The 15,672-nt window shown below is 53.3% G+C and carries 18 protein-coding genes and 1 pseudogene; all 19 read right to left on the reverse strand.

The features are described 5' to 3' along the window. Window positions 1-420 (reverse strand): annotated as a pseudogene (locus AAAU26_RS08645) (hypothetical protein); the annotation flags it as partial. Between the two features lie 15 nt (window positions 421-435). After that, on the reverse strand, window positions 436-7,113 hold the full coding sequence (locus AAAU26_RS08650) for an immunity protein Imm33 domain-containing protein (protein ID WP_227619662.1): 6,678 nt from the start codon (window positions 7,111-7,113) through the stop codon (window positions 436-438). 42 nt (window positions 7,114-7,155) lie between these two features. After that, entirely contained in the window at window positions 7,156-8,130 is a 975-nt protein-coding gene (locus AAAU26_RS08655; protein ID WP_227619663.1) for a hypothetical protein, read from the reverse strand. 11 nt (window positions 8,131-8,141) lie between these two features. Then, a complete protein-coding gene (locus AAAU26_RS08660; RefSeq protein ID WP_227619664.1) occupies window positions 8,142-8,552 on the reverse strand; it encodes a DUF6966 domain-containing protein in 411 nt (136 codons plus the stop codon). Next, complete coding sequence (locus tag AAAU26_RS08665; RefSeq protein ID WP_227619665.1) at window positions 8,549-9,499, reverse strand: hypothetical protein; 951 nt, start codon at window positions 9,497-9,499, stop codon at window positions 8,549-8,551. The genes AAAU26_RS08660 and AAAU26_RS08665 overlap by 4 nt, the downstream gene beginning before the upstream one ends. Window positions 9,500-9,514: 15 nt before the next feature. Continuing rightward, entirely contained in the window at window positions 9,515-9,814 is a 300-nt protein-coding gene (locus tag AAAU26_RS08670; protein ID WP_227619666.1) for a DUF6881 domain-containing protein, read from the reverse strand. Window positions 9,815-9,824: 10 nt separating this feature from the next. Continuing rightward, window positions 9,825-10,088, reverse strand: coding sequence for a hypothetical protein (locus AAAU26_RS08675; protein WP_006773010.1), 264 nt, complete (start codon window positions 10,086-10,088; stop codon window positions 9,825-9,827). Continuing rightward, the gene (locus AAAU26_RS08680) at window positions 10,085-10,525 is read right to left on the reverse strand and encodes an Imm51 family immunity protein (RefSeq protein WP_006773011.1); all 441 of its coding nucleotides are present in this window, start codon (window positions 10,523-10,525) and stop codon (window positions 10,085-10,087) included. The genes AAAU26_RS08675 and AAAU26_RS08680 overlap by 4 nt, the downstream gene beginning before the upstream one ends. Before the next feature lie 27 nt (window positions 10,526-10,552). Continuing rightward, window positions 10,553-11,284: a DUF4241 domain-containing protein gene (locus AAAU26_RS08685; RefSeq protein ID WP_227619667.1), complete on the reverse strand. Its 732-nt coding sequence runs from the start codon at window positions 11,282-11,284 to the stop codon at window positions 10,553-10,555. A gap of 65 nt (window positions 11,285-11,349) precedes the next feature. Further along, window positions 11,350-11,499: a hypothetical protein gene (locus AAAU26_RS14545; protein WP_006059601.1), complete on the reverse strand. Its 150-nt coding sequence runs from the start codon at window positions 11,497-11,499 to the stop codon at window positions 11,350-11,352. Window positions 11,500-11,504: 5 nt separating this feature from the next. Then, window positions 11,505-11,831 (reverse strand): DUF5713 family protein, encoded by a 327-nt coding sequence (locus AAAU26_RS08690; RefSeq protein WP_002588986.1) that lies wholly within the window; start codon window positions 11,829-11,831, stop codon window positions 11,505-11,507. Window positions 11,832-11,867: 36 nt separating this feature from the next. After that, window positions 11,868-12,371 (reverse strand): DUF2004 domain-containing protein, encoded by a 504-nt coding sequence (locus AAAU26_RS08695; RefSeq protein ID WP_002588985.1) that lies wholly within the window; start codon window positions 12,369-12,371, stop codon window positions 11,868-11,870. Window positions 12,372-12,382: 11 nt separating this feature from the next. Continuing rightward, window positions 12,383-12,616, reverse strand: coding sequence for an immunity 17 family protein (locus AAAU26_RS08700; RefSeq protein WP_119979888.1), 234 nt, complete (start codon window positions 12,614-12,616; stop codon window positions 12,383-12,385). Next, a complete protein-coding gene (locus tag AAAU26_RS08705) occupies window positions 12,613-13,125 on the reverse strand; it encodes a hypothetical protein (protein WP_227619668.1) in 513 nt (170 codons plus the stop codon). Before AAAU26_RS08705 ends, AAAU26_RS08700 begins: the two co-directional genes overlap by 4 nt. Window positions 13,126-13,143: 18 nt before the next feature. Continuing rightward, entirely contained in the window at window positions 13,144-13,422 is a 279-nt protein-coding gene (locus tag AAAU26_RS08710) for a hypothetical protein (protein ID WP_227619669.1), read from the reverse strand. 61 nt (window positions 13,423-13,483) lie between these two features. Beyond that, entirely contained in the window at window positions 13,484-14,599 is a 1,116-nt protein-coding gene (locus AAAU26_RS08715) for a hypothetical protein (RefSeq protein ID WP_227619670.1), read from the reverse strand. Window positions 14,600-14,614: 15 nt separating this feature from the next. Beyond that, window positions 14,615-14,785 carry a hypothetical protein gene (locus AAAU26_RS08720; RefSeq protein ID WP_008723379.1) on the reverse strand — a complete coding sequence of 57 codons (171 nt, stop codon included), beginning with the start codon at window positions 14,783-14,785 and terminating at the stop codon, window positions 14,615-14,617. 107 nt (window positions 14,786-14,892) lie between these two features. Next, the gene (locus AAAU26_RS08725; RefSeq protein WP_431733468.1) at window positions 14,893-15,285 is read right to left on the reverse strand and encodes an SLOG family protein; all 393 of its coding nucleotides are present in this window, start codon (window positions 15,283-15,285) and stop codon (window positions 14,893-14,895) included. After that, window positions 15,212-15,672, reverse strand: a 461-nt coding sequence (locus AAAU26_RS08730) for a DUF975 family protein (RefSeq protein WP_349181019.1), incomplete at its 5' end; no start/stop codon positions are given. The genes AAAU26_RS08725 and AAAU26_RS08730, both read right to left, overlap by 74 nt.

Below are 15,672 nucleotides of genomic sequence, written 5' to 3' on the forward strand. Positions count from 1 at the left end.
GTCCCTGACCTCGTATGCGGCGGCGTAGATGGCATTGATGCTGGCGGTGATCAGCATCTCGTGTTCCAGTGCTTTTCCCAGCTGGGCCTGCCGCTCCCTCTCTTTCTGCTTTTCATCTGGTGTTTTGGGCTTGGGGATGGCGTATTGATTGCCCCAGTTCTCCGCGTAGTCCTTCAATGTGCCCAGCCGCTTGAGAGTCTTTTTATTGGAGCGATCTCCGATTTGGCAAAGCAGCTCGTAGGCGTCCTTTTTGAAGTCCAGGAGGTCATACACATCCACCAGCACTTCCTTGGCCTGCCGGTCCTCGCTCTGCTCCAGTTCCTCCTTAAAGGCATAGAGGGCACGGACACTGTCTGGATTTCCTTCTGTCTCCCGAAACTGCTTTTGTAGTTCAATATATTGCTTTAGGTATTTGTTCATGGTCACAACCTCCCATCAATCCCACCAGAAGTACCAGACAGTGGACTGCCACAGAACATCTGCTAAATTGCCCACCGTCGGGTCATCTTGCTCCTGATCCACAATGTCTGGGCAGAACCCATACTGCTCCGCGGCCAATTCCATGGCCTTCTCCTTGGAAACGGGGACCGGGAGCAGGAACTCCAGCTCGTCATGGGTCATAGCGGCAGGGACCGCTCCATGCTGTTCAAACCAGTATTTCGCCACCGCCATCAGCTCCGGCATGTCGGGACACTCGTTCCAGTTTCCAAAGGGCAGGTAGGCGAAGATCTCCCAGGGGTTCTTGACCGGAATTTTGGCCAGAATGAGCGGATAGGTCATGTGGCTATCCGAATCCCAATAGCAGGAGAAGCGGTCATTGTCATAGCCGCCCTCCATCTCGCCCAGGACTTCCTCCTCCCAGTCCATGTCATCGTCCTCGGCTTCTTCCTTGCGCTGGCCGGTCAATTCCTCCAGAACCGCCTTTCCGTCCTTGACGGGAGCGGAGAGCATCTTCTTTCGATACTCCATTACCGTTTTGAGGTCAAATTCATAAAAGTCCGCATCGTTCTCCGGGTCGGCGTTCATCACCAGACACTCCAACAGCGTTTCATCATCCGCCTTGATGAGCACGGGAACAAAGCCCTCCCGTACCCCCAGCCGCTGGGCGTAGCTGTATGCCGACATGATGGGGTCATCATCTGCCATGGATGGGAAATAGGTACACTCGCAGTCCAGATACTCCATGATGGCCTGAGCAACCTCGGAAGGCTCCAGCGTATCCTCGTCGAAGTCCTGTCCCTGCCAGTTTTCAAAGCGTTCCTCAATCACTTGAGCCATGGTCTGATAGTATTTCTCATCAAATGGGATGAATAAGTATGCCTCCTGTTGAAATTCATTGGAGTGGTATCGGGACGGACCAAAATATTTCAGGGCATAGTCATCAATGTCGGCAGGATAGTAGGGGCTGTCGCCCTCTCCGTAGTAATAGCCTGCAAAGGCACGGCCTTGCTGATTGAACAGCACAAAGAACAGACAGCCGTCCAGCTCATCCCGGATAAACTCCCGCAGATCCACGCTGGCAGGGTCGGCTTTGACCTGTTTGGCCACTTCGCTGTATTCTTTCAGGAAGTCCTCGCCCATCAGGTCGTGCTCCATGCACCAGCGCAAGTAGATGGCCATGTGGTTATAAGCATTGATGGGGTCAATAGGCAGTTCCTTCTCCTCAATGCTCTCAAGGTGATAGGAAGCGTCGTCCATCTCACCGTCAAAATTATCATTGGAAAGGGTGCCACGGGTGATCGCATTCTGGCGAGTGGGGTTTACAACAAAACTGATCCCCCTCATCTTGTTCAGCAGAGCGTCTACATCATGTTCCAGTTTATAGTCCAACTCGTCCTCATAAAGCGGAATGACCTGATAGAAGTTGACCTCCTCGCCGCCCGGCAGGGTGCAGACCTCGCCGCCCTCCTCTGTACTTTGGGGGCCGGTGAGAATGGCGGCACACAGCTTCGTATTTTCCGCAAAGTTCTCCTTGTTATCCATGGTATGTCCAAAGCCCAGCCAGGTATCGCTGGCAATGGGAAGGCGGGCCAAGGATTTCAGCAGGCGGATGGGCCAGTACCACTTTTCGTCTTTCATGGACTCCTGATCCAGCTTCCAGTCCGCAGGCAGGGCAATGGCCAGCTCCGCCCGCTCCAGCTTATATTCCGCCAGTTCCTCCGGCACATTCATCCGGTGAGCGCCCATGCCCATGGTGACCAGGGTGCAGTAGTCCCGCTCCTCAGAGGGCGGCACCACGCAGATGTCCACATGGATGTCGGGAGAAACCAGCTCATGGAACACATTCTCGAACTTGCCGAAATACTGCTCAATGTGCTCCTCGACGGCTTCCATCTCCTCCTCGGTGTAGACTTCGGGATTACTGAATTCTTCCTCATCCTGCGTGTCATCATTGTCTGAGTGGTCGCAGCTGTCATCCTCCGGATCTCCCTTTATAGGCTCGTAACCGATCTTCAGGGTCATCTGTTCTTCTGGCAGAGAGACGCCGGGGCTGCGGGTGATCGTGTGCTTATCGTCCGCAGAAAAGCCGATAGTCTCGCCGTCTTGCAGCGTCACATCACACGCCAGCACATAGGAGGCAAGGCTTGCCAAAAAGTCCCGCAGTTCCTCCGGCTCGGCGTCGGTGTTCAGCACTTCCATTTCCTCCTTGCCAAACACATCCATGCCGTAGGTGTAGCCGTTCAGGCCACCCTCGCTCCGGTACAGGCCGAACCAGATCCAGTTGAAGATGGGCAGTTCGTCCTCTTTTATCATATCTGCAAGGCCCTCATAGAAACGAGGCTCAAATACCACACCGCTGGTATAGACACCGGTGGCGTATTTCTGCTTGCAACACACTGCCATCGCCTTGGTGAACAGCTTACCTCGTTCCAGCAGTTTTTCCTCCTCGCCCAACACAGCCACCATGATATGGGCCTTGTGCGCTTTGGCCACTTCTACGGCCTCTGGCCACATATAGTTGTTTTCGGCGTTGATCTCTGCTTCATTGTCCGGGATGTGACCGTGGAATAGTGTCACAATCAGCATCATATTGCCGACCCGCATTACCACAGCGTCATCGCTGTTCTCAACATCTTCGTCGCCCTCATCCGGCTCCTCATCTACGATACTCCATTCTTCCCGCAGATCTCGAATCAACTGCTCCTTGTCCCACTCTGCTTTGGAGAGGAGCACAGATCCAGCAAAGGAACCCTTACGGTCAGTTTCCTCCTCGTCAGCGTCATCCTCAAGCTCCTCTACATCTTCATCCGGATCATAGAGGGATTCATGCTCCAGTCCACGGATAAATTCCTCAAAGCTATCTGCCAGATGGGTGATTTTATAGTCATTTTCCTGATCCACATGGACTACCGCAGGCTCTCCCTGGGGACCGCAAGCCCGGTAGTCCAGGAAAATCATATCGTGTCCGGCGCTTGGACAGTCGCAGATGGCCACGCCGATGGCAGGATACTCCCACTCATCGATCATAAACTGGCTGCCTAATTCCCCGCAGAGGGAGCAGCTCTTTTCTCGCCCGATGCCGAAAATTCCGGTGATGGCCACATGGTCATCTGCCCAGCTGGTCGGCTCATCGCAGGGATAGCAGGTGTTCACCGGAATGCCGCCGTTGTGCTGCTTCATCAGCCAGATGTAGGCGGCAGGCAGCTTGTAGCCCAGCGCCTCTTCCACACTGGCGATCAGCTCATCGGAAGGCGGATCACTGACATATTCTTTCAGTGCATACCAATTATCATCCCAGAAGTTGGTAAGGTCGAAGCCCTCAAATGGGGTATCACCGGGCACGAATTTGACCCTCTTGTTCCGGCTGCGCTGGCGTTTCCGGATCTCCGCCTTACACTCCTGAATCACCGCCGGGGCATTTTCGTCTTCTGGGTCCAGTTCTGCCCAACGCTGGGCGTAGGGAATGGCCTTTTCCTCCTGGCCGTAGAGATACTGATAGCCATAGGCCATCCGCATATTCCACTCCGCCTTGTCCTGGCCTTCCTCCCGGACGGACTCCAGCACCTCAATCGCCCTCAGAAGGGCTTTGTCTCCCTTGGATTTCAAAGTACCTTCGTCATGGTCCCCGATGATGGCGTAGTTCTCCAGTGCGCGGGCCAGGGCATAGGCGGTGCGGTAGTTCCTCCAGTCCTCCGGGATGGCATTCAGTGCCTGGATGCAGCGGGTGTACTCGTCCGCATCGTTCCACTGCTCCAACTGCTGGAAGAAGGCTTCCTCATTCTGCGGGGTGTAGGGGATATAGTTCATGCCCGTAAGCGTTTCGTTCAACTCGTCATCCTGATTCTCAGTTTCTGGTCCATCATCTTGTTGCTTTAGAGGTACAGAACCTGCTTCGCGGCGGAAGGTGTGGAAGATGGTCCATGGGATGTCCGTGCCTTCAAAGAACTCTTTCGCCATGTTCAGCGCCTCTTGGATGTCCCAGGCGATGAAGTCCACATAGCCACAGTAGAGGCCGGTGGCTCCGCCGGTGAGGGTAAGAACCTCCGGTCCGTCGCCGGTGGTGAGCACTTCCTCCAGTTTGTCCCGGAAGTCGAAAATTTTCTGACTGCCTTCCTCCTCCCGCAAGGTGTCCAGGGGATAGCAGAAGAAGCCCGCTACCGCGCCATCGGCATGGAGATCGTCCATAAAATCATTGTCGGCATTCAGATAGCCGTTGATGAGCGGCACACAGCAAGTGGAGCCCACCATGGTATCCAACCGCCAATCGGCGTCGGGATCTTCATTGGGTTCCATTTTGTAGCCAAGGTAGCTCTCCAGATAGGCTTCCGGGTCGGTGGAGAGTTCCAGCCCCCGCTCCTTCAGAGCGTCGGGAAGCTGAGACAGGAGGAAGGACGGCTCTGTCTTGGGTTCCTCCAGCACATCAAAGCTATCTATGTATCTCATGTGGGGGATCTCGCCCAGCACCTGGTCGGTGAGGGTGGTGAGCATCCACCAGGCCCGACTTTCCTCCTCCCGGAGCATAGGCAGCAGCTTTTCACAGTAGGCGGAGATGGCGAAGCTGTTTTCACCCTGTTCCTCCAGCCAGATCTGCACATCCTCCCCGGAGATGTCCCAGCCGTCCTCGGTGCGCAGGCCGATGTTCTGGGCGGGCTGACGGCCCACCAGGATGTTCCAGTGTTCCAGCACCTCTTTTGGGGCGTGTTTCTGGAAATAGACCAGCTCAAACAGTTTGACCTTGTCCCCCTCCGGGGTGAGGATCAACTCATGCTTTTCGCCGTTGAAGCCCATCTCGAAAGAGATCTCATCAAAGACCAGGTTCAAAGCTCCTTGCATTTGGGCCACGCTCTCCGCGCCGCGGGTGTGCTCCTTGTCCTCATCCATCATCTGGCGCAATTCTGCTTCCATCTCAGCAAAGGTTTCCCACCAGTCCTCTGTCCGCTCCCGGAAGCACTCCCAGAACTGCGGCAGAGAAATACCCTTCTTGCACCGTTCGATAAACTCTTTGGTGTCATCGTCACCAGGGCGGACTTCCAATGCCTTTTCAAAATATCGCAGAGCCCGGCCCTCCTGATCCAGATAAAAGTAAGAGTAACCCATGCGGAAGTTCCAGTAATAGTCGTCCTCGAAGTATTCCTCATGGGGCTTTAGCAGAGCGAGGGCCTTTTTGAGCATTTCTTTGCAAGTTGGCTTATGTGGGTCTGCCAGATTGTTATAGGCGCGGGCCAACTCGCTGTCCATCTCAGGGGTACGCTCCTCGGCGGGGATGGCCTCCAGCGCGTCTACGATTTTCTGGTGTTTGTCCTCCTCATGCCACTTCTGGCACTGCTTCAAAATATCCATATCCGGGTCCTCCTCGTCCTCATCCGGTTTCCAGTCTTTGATTTGCTGGAACACGCCGTTCTCATCCCGCTCAAAGGCGCAGGGAGCAGGGGTGTTCAGCAGAGGGATGATGTCGGGATCGTCGTTGCAGATTGTGTTCAGCTTGTAAATCCCGGCATTGTTGGGGTCGTCCATGTACTCCTCGCTCTCATCACCGGCGGTGAAGCGCCAGCCGCTGTCCCAGTCGCCGTCCGGCTTCTCCCGGTAGCAGTAGCCAACCTTGCAGCCCTCTACCGTGATGCGGTTGGTGGCAATGCAGCCATCGGCACCCTTCCAGTCAGAGAGTAGAGATTTCACATCCTCCGCTTTCACATGATAGTCCCGGTTGCGGCCAGCGGCCTCGTACAGATCCTTCCGCAGCGCCTCCACATCCCGAGCCATCTCCTGGATCTCCTCGTCGTCCATCATCTCGCTGAGGTCGTATTCCAGCGGGTTCTGGGCGAAATCCGCCAGGGCCTTGTCCATGGCCTCGTGCTCCTCTGGCGTAGCAGTGATGCGGATACGGCGGGCGGGGGTGTTGTACTCGTCCAGATCCTGAAGGTTTACACTGCAACTGACGCTGCACTCCAGCAGGATGGCGGCCAGGTCGGTGACCACATCAATGGCGAAGTGAAAGTCCATCTCCACACCATCGGAATGTGTAAACTCCAGGTACTCCACGGTTTGGCGAAAGTCCCAGTTCTGCTTGTCCAGACCGATCTTGGAGAAAATCTCGCTGAGGGGGATCTCCTCCTTTTTCTGATCCTCTAAAAATGCCACAAGGTTCAGACTGTCATCGGAACCGCCAATAAAGTTGCCCCAGTATTTTTTGATATACATTTGTCGTGCCTCCTGTTCTGAATCCAGTCGATCAATGAGCTGATTCAAGTGTTCCAACCACGCAGGAGCGATCTCACCGCTATCCTCGTTCTTCCAAAGATCCATAATCTCACGGATGCCGTCCTCGTCCGGCACCTCGTTTTTGATGTCGGTGAGCTGCCGCAGCAGGAAAGCAAGGGCTTCTTTGGATGCTGTGAAACCGGTGACTTTATCCCATATAGCTTCTTCATGATCGTAGTCCAGCTTGCCGTTATCCTTCCATTGGAAATACAGCTCCGCCAGAGCCATCGCAGTATTGTCAAAGAGGAAGTCGATTTGTGAAAAGTCAGATCCCAGCATGACTTCCTCTTTCATCAGTTCAATCATCTCGCCCAGATCCATTACCGGATGCTCCGGTACATATTCATTTTTGAGGATGTCCAGTACATCCAGCCCTTCGTCACGCTCTAATGCTTTTATGCCCCATACTCCCATGTCGGCACCTCTCTTTCTTTATTTCGTATCAAGCTTCTATTGTCAATCATGGTTCTCCACCCGGATAATGGGCCGGTAGAAGTCATAATCTCCGTTTAGTTCCTTGTCCTCCTGCACTTCCGGCTTACAGTGGGGCGAACAGGGTAGGAAACCGAGAAATGGGCCCAGCCCGCCGCAGATATTGCACCCGCCGTCACCGCCGCAGGTGGTAAGTCTATCAGCCTGCACCACTTCCCGCATATAGGGATCGTAGGCGATAGACAGGCCGAAGAAGTTGGGTTCCTCCATGTCATAAGGCCGGTTCTCATCCTCATCCATATCCTCAAACCAGCGCAGACGCATGGAGTAGTCTAACCCATCTCCCCATGGGAACAGGGTCCGACATCCGCCGCCGCACAGGTAGGCCCACTCGTCCGCTGTGGGCAGCGAAAGCCCCTGCTTTTCCAGCCCGGCAAGAAGCGCATCGTAGTCTGTGCAGTGATAGATCCAGGTATGAAATCCATCTTCTGTCCGTTCTATGCGGGCCGACTGATGCAAGGTAAGACTGCTGCTGTCACTCCAGGCAAAATCACGGAATTCCTTCAGCCAGTCAGGGTGGACAGTCAGTCTGGGATCATCCATTTTGACTGGCTCCCAGTTAATTTCCTCCAGCTCCCGGCCCACCAGCATGGGTCCAATGGCCGCCTGCCGAACAGGAGCCATGCTTTCCCGAATCATCTCCTCCGGGTCCCGCTCCATTTCCCATTCTCGGAACAGATACTCCAATTCCTCCCGGCTCTCCTGATTCAATCCCACGGCAAACTGCTCCCAGCCCAGGGTGACGGTATCGCCGGGGACAAAGACGAACTCCCGACCATCTTTCTCGAAGATGCCGGTGGTGCAGCTCTGGCCCCAGTGGTCAAAGGTATGTAGACCGAGAAAGGTCATATCATAACGGGCAGCCAGGCTCTCCATCAGCACCTGCTTCTCGATGTTTTCCATTTGATTGAATTGGGTGCGGAATAGTCTTTTGTTCATAACAAGTCCTCCTACAGCCTATCCAGGTTTTCCTGTAAATCGCCCTGCATCAAGTGCTGGGCAATGGCTTGGTTCAGTGCCTTATGGGGGTGATAGGCTGCCTGCTCTACATCGTGCAGGCACTCCTCCATCAATGCCTCCGGAGAAATGCCTTCCCGTTTGCCATAAAGATGGCCGAAGGCATAGCGCACGGACTTGAGAAAGTCGAAAATATAGTCGTGATTTCCACGCATACTGGGCAGGTCGTTGAACGAGCCCATACCTCCGTATGCCCGAAGATGGTGGGCAACCTCCCGCCGCTGGTTCCAGTCCTGAATGTCCCGCTCCAACCAGTCGATCCAGTTTTGGAACTCTGGATGGTCTGCCAGAAGGATGGAGCGCAGACAGGTCAGAGCCTCGGTATAAATATCAGACTGTTTCATTGGCCATCGCTCCCCCAAATACCTCCATAGAGCACACCATCTTTTCCAAGGAACAACATCCGGCTGCGAAGCAGGCTGCACTGCTCCACAGCGACCTTGTTTCCGTCACAGGTGGGAATAGCCTCCTGTTTTTTCCCAAGGTGATCACCATGAGCGGTAAGGAAGTAGAATTTATCCCGTTGCTGGTATCCGCCTTGAAACAGGAAGGTATTGCCGGACGGGGCAACAGAAAAAGCTCCGCTTCCTTCGATTGGCAGTTCAAATACAAAGTTCTCTTTGAAGTTCGTCCGCACCAGCCGGAATTCATCGTAATAATAAAACCACAGGTTTTCTTCTTCGTCCAGGCTGATGGCGTAGCAGTCATAGATGGAATAGTTCTCATTCTTCCAGAGAGGAGTTCCCTCCGATGTCCATGCAATCAGACCGCAAGCACCCAGAGGTTCATCCCAACCGTAATTACCAAATACACCTTCGTCAAAGTAGCTGGTAATGATGGTGCCATCTTTTTTTACCACACAGTCTTGAATGCCATCCCCCAGGCAGAAACGGGACAGCACAGCTCCGTCCCGGCTGACGATCCAGGCGTTCTGGTCGGGGCCGTTTTCCCGATAGGCGCATCTTGCCCCCAGCAGGAGGAAGTGGTCACCTGCGGGCCGCAAATAATGGAACTGGAACTTCAAGAGGCCAAGAGGAAACAGCGTCGTTTCCAGCACCCGCTGTTCCGCCCAATCCAGCTGGATTTCCACTGCGGTATAGGTGGAAGGAGTGCTGAGCCAGTCCTTACCCTGTGTTTCGGACGGCTGTTCCATGAGAAGATAGACTTTTCCATCCCTTTCCGTGAAAAAGTCTGTCACTTCTGTGCCCTCCAGATGGTTTTCCCGGCGCAGCTGGTCCAGGTCAATGATGGAGAACAACGGCAGATTTTTGGCTTTTATAGGTTTGTTCATAGTGTCTCCTCCTGGCTACTTTAACGCTCCATCATAGGTGTGAGTTTCCCAGATGGCCTCAAATTCCGCCTGCTCTATGATGCAGGCGTGGAATTCCTCGCCCCAGACATGGGCGTTCAATTCCTCCACGGTGGGGATCGGCGTGATCTCGATGACACCGTCGTAAAGGTCAGGGATGTTGCGGGTGCGGCCATCCGCAAAGATGTCAATGGAGCGGAGGGCCAGCCGCTCATTTTCGGTATCCACTTCATAGAGGATGACCGACGGTTCTCCCTCCGGTGCGTCCTCCCAAAAAAGCTTGATGTACTCCATCATTCCATTTCCCTCATTTGAACCAATGCCACCCCGTCATGGTGCCGGTTACCTCATCTATCTGTATTGCAATATCATAATTGCCGCGACAGCCCAGCAAGGCCGCGAGATGATCGTTTTCCATAATCAAATCATAAAACTCAACCGCTATGTCTTGGAATTCCTTCGGAATTTCCAGTGCAGAGAAGAAATCCACTGATTGAGCATTTTGGAAAAATTCAATGGCCGTTTTACTGCATTTTACTATAATCCCTGTTTGAGTGGTCAAATCTTTCATGCTTTCGCAACCTCGCTCATGTTCAGATACATCCCCATCGTTTTTTCATTGTCACAGGCCGCCCGGATCATTTTGGACAGCAGCATCAAATCGTCGATGTATTGGGAGTACACGCAGAACACATCCTCGTCAGAGTCGAAGTGAAACAGATCCACTCCGCTGTTATTTTCCTCGAACTCCTGGATCACGCCCCGGACCAGCCGCTCCCAGTCTCCGCTGCTTCCAGTCAGTCCCAGCCGACGGAATACTTCCGTCCGGAATCCATTGTTGATTTTCAGCAGAAGGGAGAGCGCATAGGGGTGGTGGGGAATGAGAAAGAATGGCGCGATCTGCTCCGGCTTCACCCAGATTTTGAAGGGCGGACGCGGGTCAGGTATCCAGGGCAAGATTTCCCATTCGTCCTCCGGCCGGTTTCCGTATTGGCAAAGGTCTTTCATAGTGTTCTCCTTTGTTCTGTCACATTTTTAATCCTGCTCTCGATAACTGGCTTCAATGTCAATGAACCGCACATACACGGCGCAGATTTTGCCCTTGGCGTCATACCCGAAGTAGACAGGATAGTAACCATCCCCCCAGCCGGAGGCAAAGATGGGCAGGTTGCAGTCCGTGTCCGGCACTGTCCAGTTGAGCCAGTCGCCGCAGTCCCCCTGATATTTGGGGTGAGCTTTGGCGTTTTCCTCCAGCAAGTCGCAGAACAGGTTGTTATAGGGGTCAATGTCAGGGTCCTCCTCCAGCCGCTTGGCCCAGTATGCCTTGAAGGCCGCCTGGGTCTGGATGTCCGCAACGCAGCCCATCCCGGCGTCTACGCCAAAGCCAAAATACTCGTCCTCGCCCAGTTCCTCGTCCAGATCCTCGTTGCCCACCATGCCCAGCTCATAGCGGACAGGTTTTTCCTGGTTGACCTCTACCTTGACGCAGGCGTAGCGGTCGCCGTATTGTTCGCTGGGCACCACGCAGATTTTTACGGGATAAGTTCCGGCGGGGATCGTTTGAAGGAACGGCAGAGTGTCCTCCAGTTCCACCAGCGGATCACAGGCGAAAATCTGCCCGGTGGGGAAATGGACGGTGCCGATGTCCAGCACATCCACCGCCATGTTCCCAATCACTTTCTCTGTGAAATGGGCCTCCAAGTCATCTTTACAGGTCAATTTATCCTTGATTGCTTCGTATTTGTTCAGCCATTCAGTTGTAGGCATATCAGTTTCCTCCTGTTGATTCTGCTTCTTGATGTACACACTCTTTGAGCCGTCCCAATAGCAGTTCACACACCGGCCATCCTGAAAATGATGGTCACAATTCGGGTAGCCATAGAGAACATGGGCACATTCTGGCACAGCCCCATCATCTGTGAGGAGCCTTTGAAAAACAGGCTTCCGCACTCATCACAAAGGGCCAGTTCTTTTTCTGCCATAGGGTTCACCAGTCCCGTTCCCGGATGGCCTCCTCGGTGTCAATGGGGATGCCAAACCACTCCAGAATGTAGGCCACGGTTGCCGCAATACATTCCCGCGCCACCGTTTCGATCTCGCTGTCGTTCTCGTCAAACTCCTCCTGGAGATCATTGATGCCGCAGACCGCCTCGTCCAGCGTTTCCTGCACCACTTCGGTGTCGGTTTCGCCACTCTCCAGCAGGGCGATGACCTTCTGAAGCTCGTCCTTTACCTTGTCCACCAGAAAAGCAGGATAGTAATCGTCCTGATACATCTCGTCCAGCAGCTTGTAATTGGGGTCAAATGCTTTCATAGGGATTGCTCCTTTCCTCGTGTATGTCAGTCACGCTCAGCTCTCATGTGTGATACAGAAAATCTCCTTGTTCAAATCAAAGTAGATTACCATCAGTTCGTCGGTAATCTCCGGGTTAAAGGACAGATCCAGAATGAAAACTTGCTGGTTCATCTCGCTATCCACCAGACTGCCGAACCGCTTGAGCTTCAAAAAGTCAACCATCTCAGCAAAGGACAGTTTGGCTGGGTCGGTTCCCGGAAAAAGTTCCGCCACAATATCCGGGCCTACATCGTCCCGATGGAACTCCATGAAAAATGTCACAACGCTATGGTAGCGGCTGTCCTCGTCTGCCAGCGCCGCTTTGATGGCGGCTTTGGCCTTCTCCGCCAATTTCTCCGCCTCATCCAGCATTTCTCCCACCGCATCCATGACAGCAGGATCGCCGGTCAGTTCTTCCTCTACATCGAAGATAAAGGGTAGTCCCGATTCCTCGGGAAAGTTGAAGATTTCCTCACCGGGTGTATATGTAAAATCAATGCGTTTACAATTCAGTTTCATAGATATACCTCTTATTTCAATTTCAGCACAAATCCCCAGATACTCACCACAATCAAGAGGACACCCAGCAGAAAGAAAACCACACGCCGGTATCCTCTGCTGTGGCGGTGGGCATCCCGCGTACCAGTGGGGTCGCAGAGCCAGTTCCAGTTGCGGATCGCCCCAATTAAAATCACGGCCCCGATGACCACCGAGGCAATATACCAATGCTCTTGCAAAAATGCTGTGACCTGTTCGCTGTTCATTTACAGATACCCCCCTTTACATCATCGGGAGTTTCCTTTCGGATGATTTCCTCCCGCTCTTTTAAATCCAGCTCCAGAGCTTTTTCCTCCTCCAGATATTCCTCGCAGTCCCGAACCAGCTTTTGGGCGGCTGGGTCATCCGGGACCAGGGCCAGCCAGCGTTTTGCGTATTCATAGGCGATGGCGGCGGAACGGTATGCCATCAGGCAGGAATAGCCCATCCGGGAGTTCCAGTAAGGGTCGTTCTCCCCCTGGGTGCGGACGGATCTCAGAAGATCGATGGCGTGCCGGAGAAGGTCCCCGTCCACTTCACCATCCGTCCCATGCGCTCCATGATCTCCCAGGACCGCCAGATTGCTGTAAGCCCGACTCAACTTGACGGTTAGCAAATAATCTCGCTCCTGCTCCGGGATAGCCTCGATGGCCTCAATACATCGTGAGAACTCGTCCGCATCATTCCACTCCTCAGTCTGCTCCAGCAGTTTTGTTTCTTCTGTCTGATTCATCATTTCACCGCCTTTTCTGTGTTATCCCTTGCCTTTTCTGAAGTGTTCGCTGCCTCGCCAGGTGTTGACCACACAGGTGAAGATCTGGCCGCAGTGCTTGCACCGGATCATGTGGGCCATGATTTCATCCGCCCAGCCATCCTCTGCCTTTACCTTCTCCAGTGGGCAGGTGGATTCCTCTTGCATCAGTTCAAATTCCCCCTCCGACACCAACTGCTGAATGTAAGCAATACAGGCCAGATAGTCCTTTGGGGCGTCAAATTTTCTCCATGTTTGAATGTTTCGGCAGTGCTCGCACATAGTGGACGCCTCCTTACGCAAATACCTGCTGGTATTTCTCTTTTCATACTGTGCGACTTTTTCAGGTCTGCTGGTGCTGCATGGATACGATCTGGCAGTCCGAGCAGAACTCCACATAGAGCGTGCCCTCCGCACAGTCAAACACCGTATCCCACTGGATTTGGGCCAGATACTTCATGGGCTTGCCGCAGTGAGGACAGGTAGTATATTCCGCGTCCTGCACCCAATTGGCAAAGCCGCCGATGGTATTCACATCCTGGCAGGCCGCACCGTAAAACAGGGGCACAGGCGCTTCGCCCAGCACAAAGGGATTTTCCGTGAGGGCCTTGTACTCCTCGGGACTGACATAGCAATCCGTCTTCTCCGTGCCGTCAAAGAGTTCGGAGGGAAAGACCTCCACGCCGCCATCCAGAGCGAACCGGTTGAGGGCGGGGCCTTTGAGGAATCCCACGCAGCTGGGGCAGCAGGTGGCAGTCAGGATACCATCCAGCCCCAGGAACCGGAGACGCTCATCCCGGCCGTCCAGCACCAATATATCCACCACGCGTCCGCCGCAGTGGGGACAGGTATCTTCCCGTTCTCGGCCAATGCGGACGGGAGATTTCTCGCCAGTGGTTCCCTTGACCATAGGATAGCAGGTGTCGAAGTTGAGTTGGATTTTCTGGCCCTCCTTGTCGAAGGTCCAGCCTCCGATCTGCGCATAGCTGGATGGGTCTACATAGAGGCCCTTGCGCCAGGGCCGGGGATTTCGCTCCAGCTCCAGCAGCGTCTCCATTGCCTTGTCATCTCCCTGCATAGCAAGGCAACTCATCAGGTTGGAGGCCGCGCTGGAATACTCCGCGGACAACAGCGCATGAATCAGACCATCTCGCACATCGGCGGGAGCGTGATAATAGATCTCACAGGGCCAAAACACCTCTGCGGCCAGTGCCATCCGCTGAATCTCTGGGGTGATGACATCATGGTAGCCAAGCAGCTGCCAAAAGTCGGCGAACTCTGGGTCCTCCATATCAGCCAGCCTCTGGATGTTCTGTATCAAGTTTCTTTGTTTTTCGACAATTTGTTCCGGCGTCCAGGCCAGAGCAGCTTGCCGTTCTTGCTCGCACTTACATTTCCAACACAATCCCTCATAACCCAATGGGGTTCCACAGCTGGGGCAGGTATATTTCAGACTCATGTTCTCATACTCCTTTCAGGCAATAAAAAAGCCCCACGCCGCACTGTCATAAAGACAGGCTGACGCAGGACATGAAGAAGCCGCGTTGAAGGAGCCGCATCCACCAGCAGATGTAGTTTCTTCAACAACCAAAATATTTTTTTCGTATCTTAAAGCAGCAAATTGCTGTCCAATATATTTGTTCATAGCGGCACCATTTGTTCTGAGCGTAGTTTTATATCTTATTATATCACAGCACCCCTTCAATGAAAATATTTTGTTGGAAATGCTAATGAAAAATTTTTGTGAATTTGTTAAGGCGCAGGGGCTGTTATCTCCATAGTGTCTGGATGGATCAGAGTGATTACTTTTCCCTGATGCAAGGCATAGTTGACGGTCTGTGCTGTACCTGAGCGCAGCTTTTTCTGATTATCAAACACACCGATAAGGTACTCTGCATGATCGACCATATAATAATTTCTTTTTTTATAACTGGAAACATCCGCAGAGTGTGAAATAACAATAGAATCGTTTGCGTTTTGGATCAGCTTTTTCAATCTATGTTTACTCTGATCCGGCCATTTAGAGTCATAGCCGATGAAGGGAACTACAACGATAATTTTAATATAAAAGTCAATATGCTTCATCCGGTTCGGTAGGTGCTGCGGTAATATCGCGGTAGAAAGTAGCCCATGCAGCTTCCTCATAGGGGTGTACAAAAAAGAAGCCAATGCTCAATGGAATTGTCAGCAGAAGAACAAGAGAAATCGCCAGAGCCTCTGAACCGGTGAAATATTTGAGAACCAGAAAACCCTCGGCATACAGTGGCACCGAACAGAGCAGCTCCCAGCCAATGAAGCTGAAATCCAGACAGAACAGCCGCCATTTGTTGCCATTCATGATCCGCCGGGATTCTGTGATCGCTTCATTTGCGGTCAGCGAAGGATGCTCGGACATGATGTAAGGTGTCATCGCATAGCTGTATGTTTTCACGATTCCCGGAATCACCAACAGCAGCGACCAGAGGGCGATGTACAGACCCTGCAGGAATTTCATGCAGAAGCCATCCCACAGACGGTCTTTCTGAGAGAACA

The organism is Faecalibacterium longum, assembly GCF_040094125.1.
Classification (GTDB): domain Bacteria; phylum Bacillota; class Clostridia; order Oscillospirales; family Ruminococcaceae; genus Faecalibacterium; species Faecalibacterium longum.

Bases quoted from the DNA above. Each gene is read 5' to 3' on its own strand.
- AAAU26_RS08715 (WP_227619670.1), bottom strand. From the start codon at position 14,599: ATGAGTCTGAAATATACCTGCCCCAGCTGTGGAACCCCATTGGGTTAT.
- AAAU26_RS08705 (WP_227619668.1), bottom strand. From the start codon at position 13,125: ATGATGAATCAGACAGAAGAAACAAAACTGCTGGAGCAGACTGAGGAG.
- AAAU26_RS08695 (WP_002588985.1), bottom strand. From the start codon at position 12,371: ATGAAACTGAATTGTAAACGCATTGATTTTACATATACACCCGGTGAG.
- AAAU26_RS08680 (WP_006773011.1), bottom strand. From the start codon at position 10,525: ATGAAAGACCTTTGCCAATACGGAAACCGGCCGGAGGACGAATGGGAA.
- AAAU26_RS08690 (WP_002588986.1), bottom strand. From the start codon at position 11,831: ATGAAAGCATTTGACCCCAATTACAAGCTGCTGGACGAGATGTATCAG.
- AAAU26_RS08720 (WP_008723379.1), bottom strand. From the start codon at position 14,785: ATGAACAAATATATTGGACAGCAATTTGCTGCTTTAAGATACGAAAAA.
- AAAU26_RS14545 (WP_006059601.1), bottom strand. From the start codon at position 11,499: ATGGCAGAAAAAGAACTGGCCCTTTGTGATGAGTGCGGAAGCCTGTTT.
- AAAU26_RS08710 (WP_227619669.1), bottom strand. From the start codon at position 13,422: ATGTGCGAGCACTGCCGAAACATTCAAACATGGAGAAAATTTGACGCC.
- AAAU26_RS08655 (WP_227619663.1), bottom strand. From the start codon at position 8,130: ATGAACAAAAGACTATTCCGCACCCAATTCAATCAAATGGAAAACATC.
- AAAU26_RS08650 (WP_227619662.1), bottom strand. From the start codon at position 7,113: ATGGGAGTATGGGGCATAAAAGCATTAGAGCGTGACGAAGGGCTGGAT.
- AAAU26_RS08665 (WP_227619665.1), bottom strand. From the start codon at position 9,499: ATGAACAAACCTATAAAAGCCAAAAATCTGCCGTTGTTCTCCATCATT.
- AAAU26_RS08725 (WP_431733468.1), bottom strand. From the start codon at position 15,285: ATGAGGAAGCTGCATGGGCTACTTTCTACCGCGATATTACCGCAGCAC.
- AAAU26_RS08670 (WP_227619666.1), bottom strand. From the start codon at position 9,814: ATGATGGAGTACATCAAGCTTTTTTGGGAGGACGCACCGGAGGGAGAA.
- AAAU26_RS08700 (WP_119979888.1), bottom strand. From the start codon at position 12,616: ATGAACAGCGAACAGGTCACAGCATTTTTGCAAGAGCATTGGTATATT.
- AAAU26_RS08675 (WP_006773010.1), bottom strand. From the start codon at position 10,088: ATGAAAGATTTGACCACTCAAACAGGGATTATAGTAAAATGCAGTAAA.
- AAAU26_RS08660 (WP_227619664.1), bottom strand. From the start codon at position 8,552: ATGAAACAGTCTGATATTTATACCGAGGCTCTGACCTGTCTGCGCTCC.
- AAAU26_RS08685 (WP_227619667.1), bottom strand. From the start codon at position 11,284: ATGCCTACAACTGAATGGCTGAACAAATACGAAGCAATCAAGGATAAA.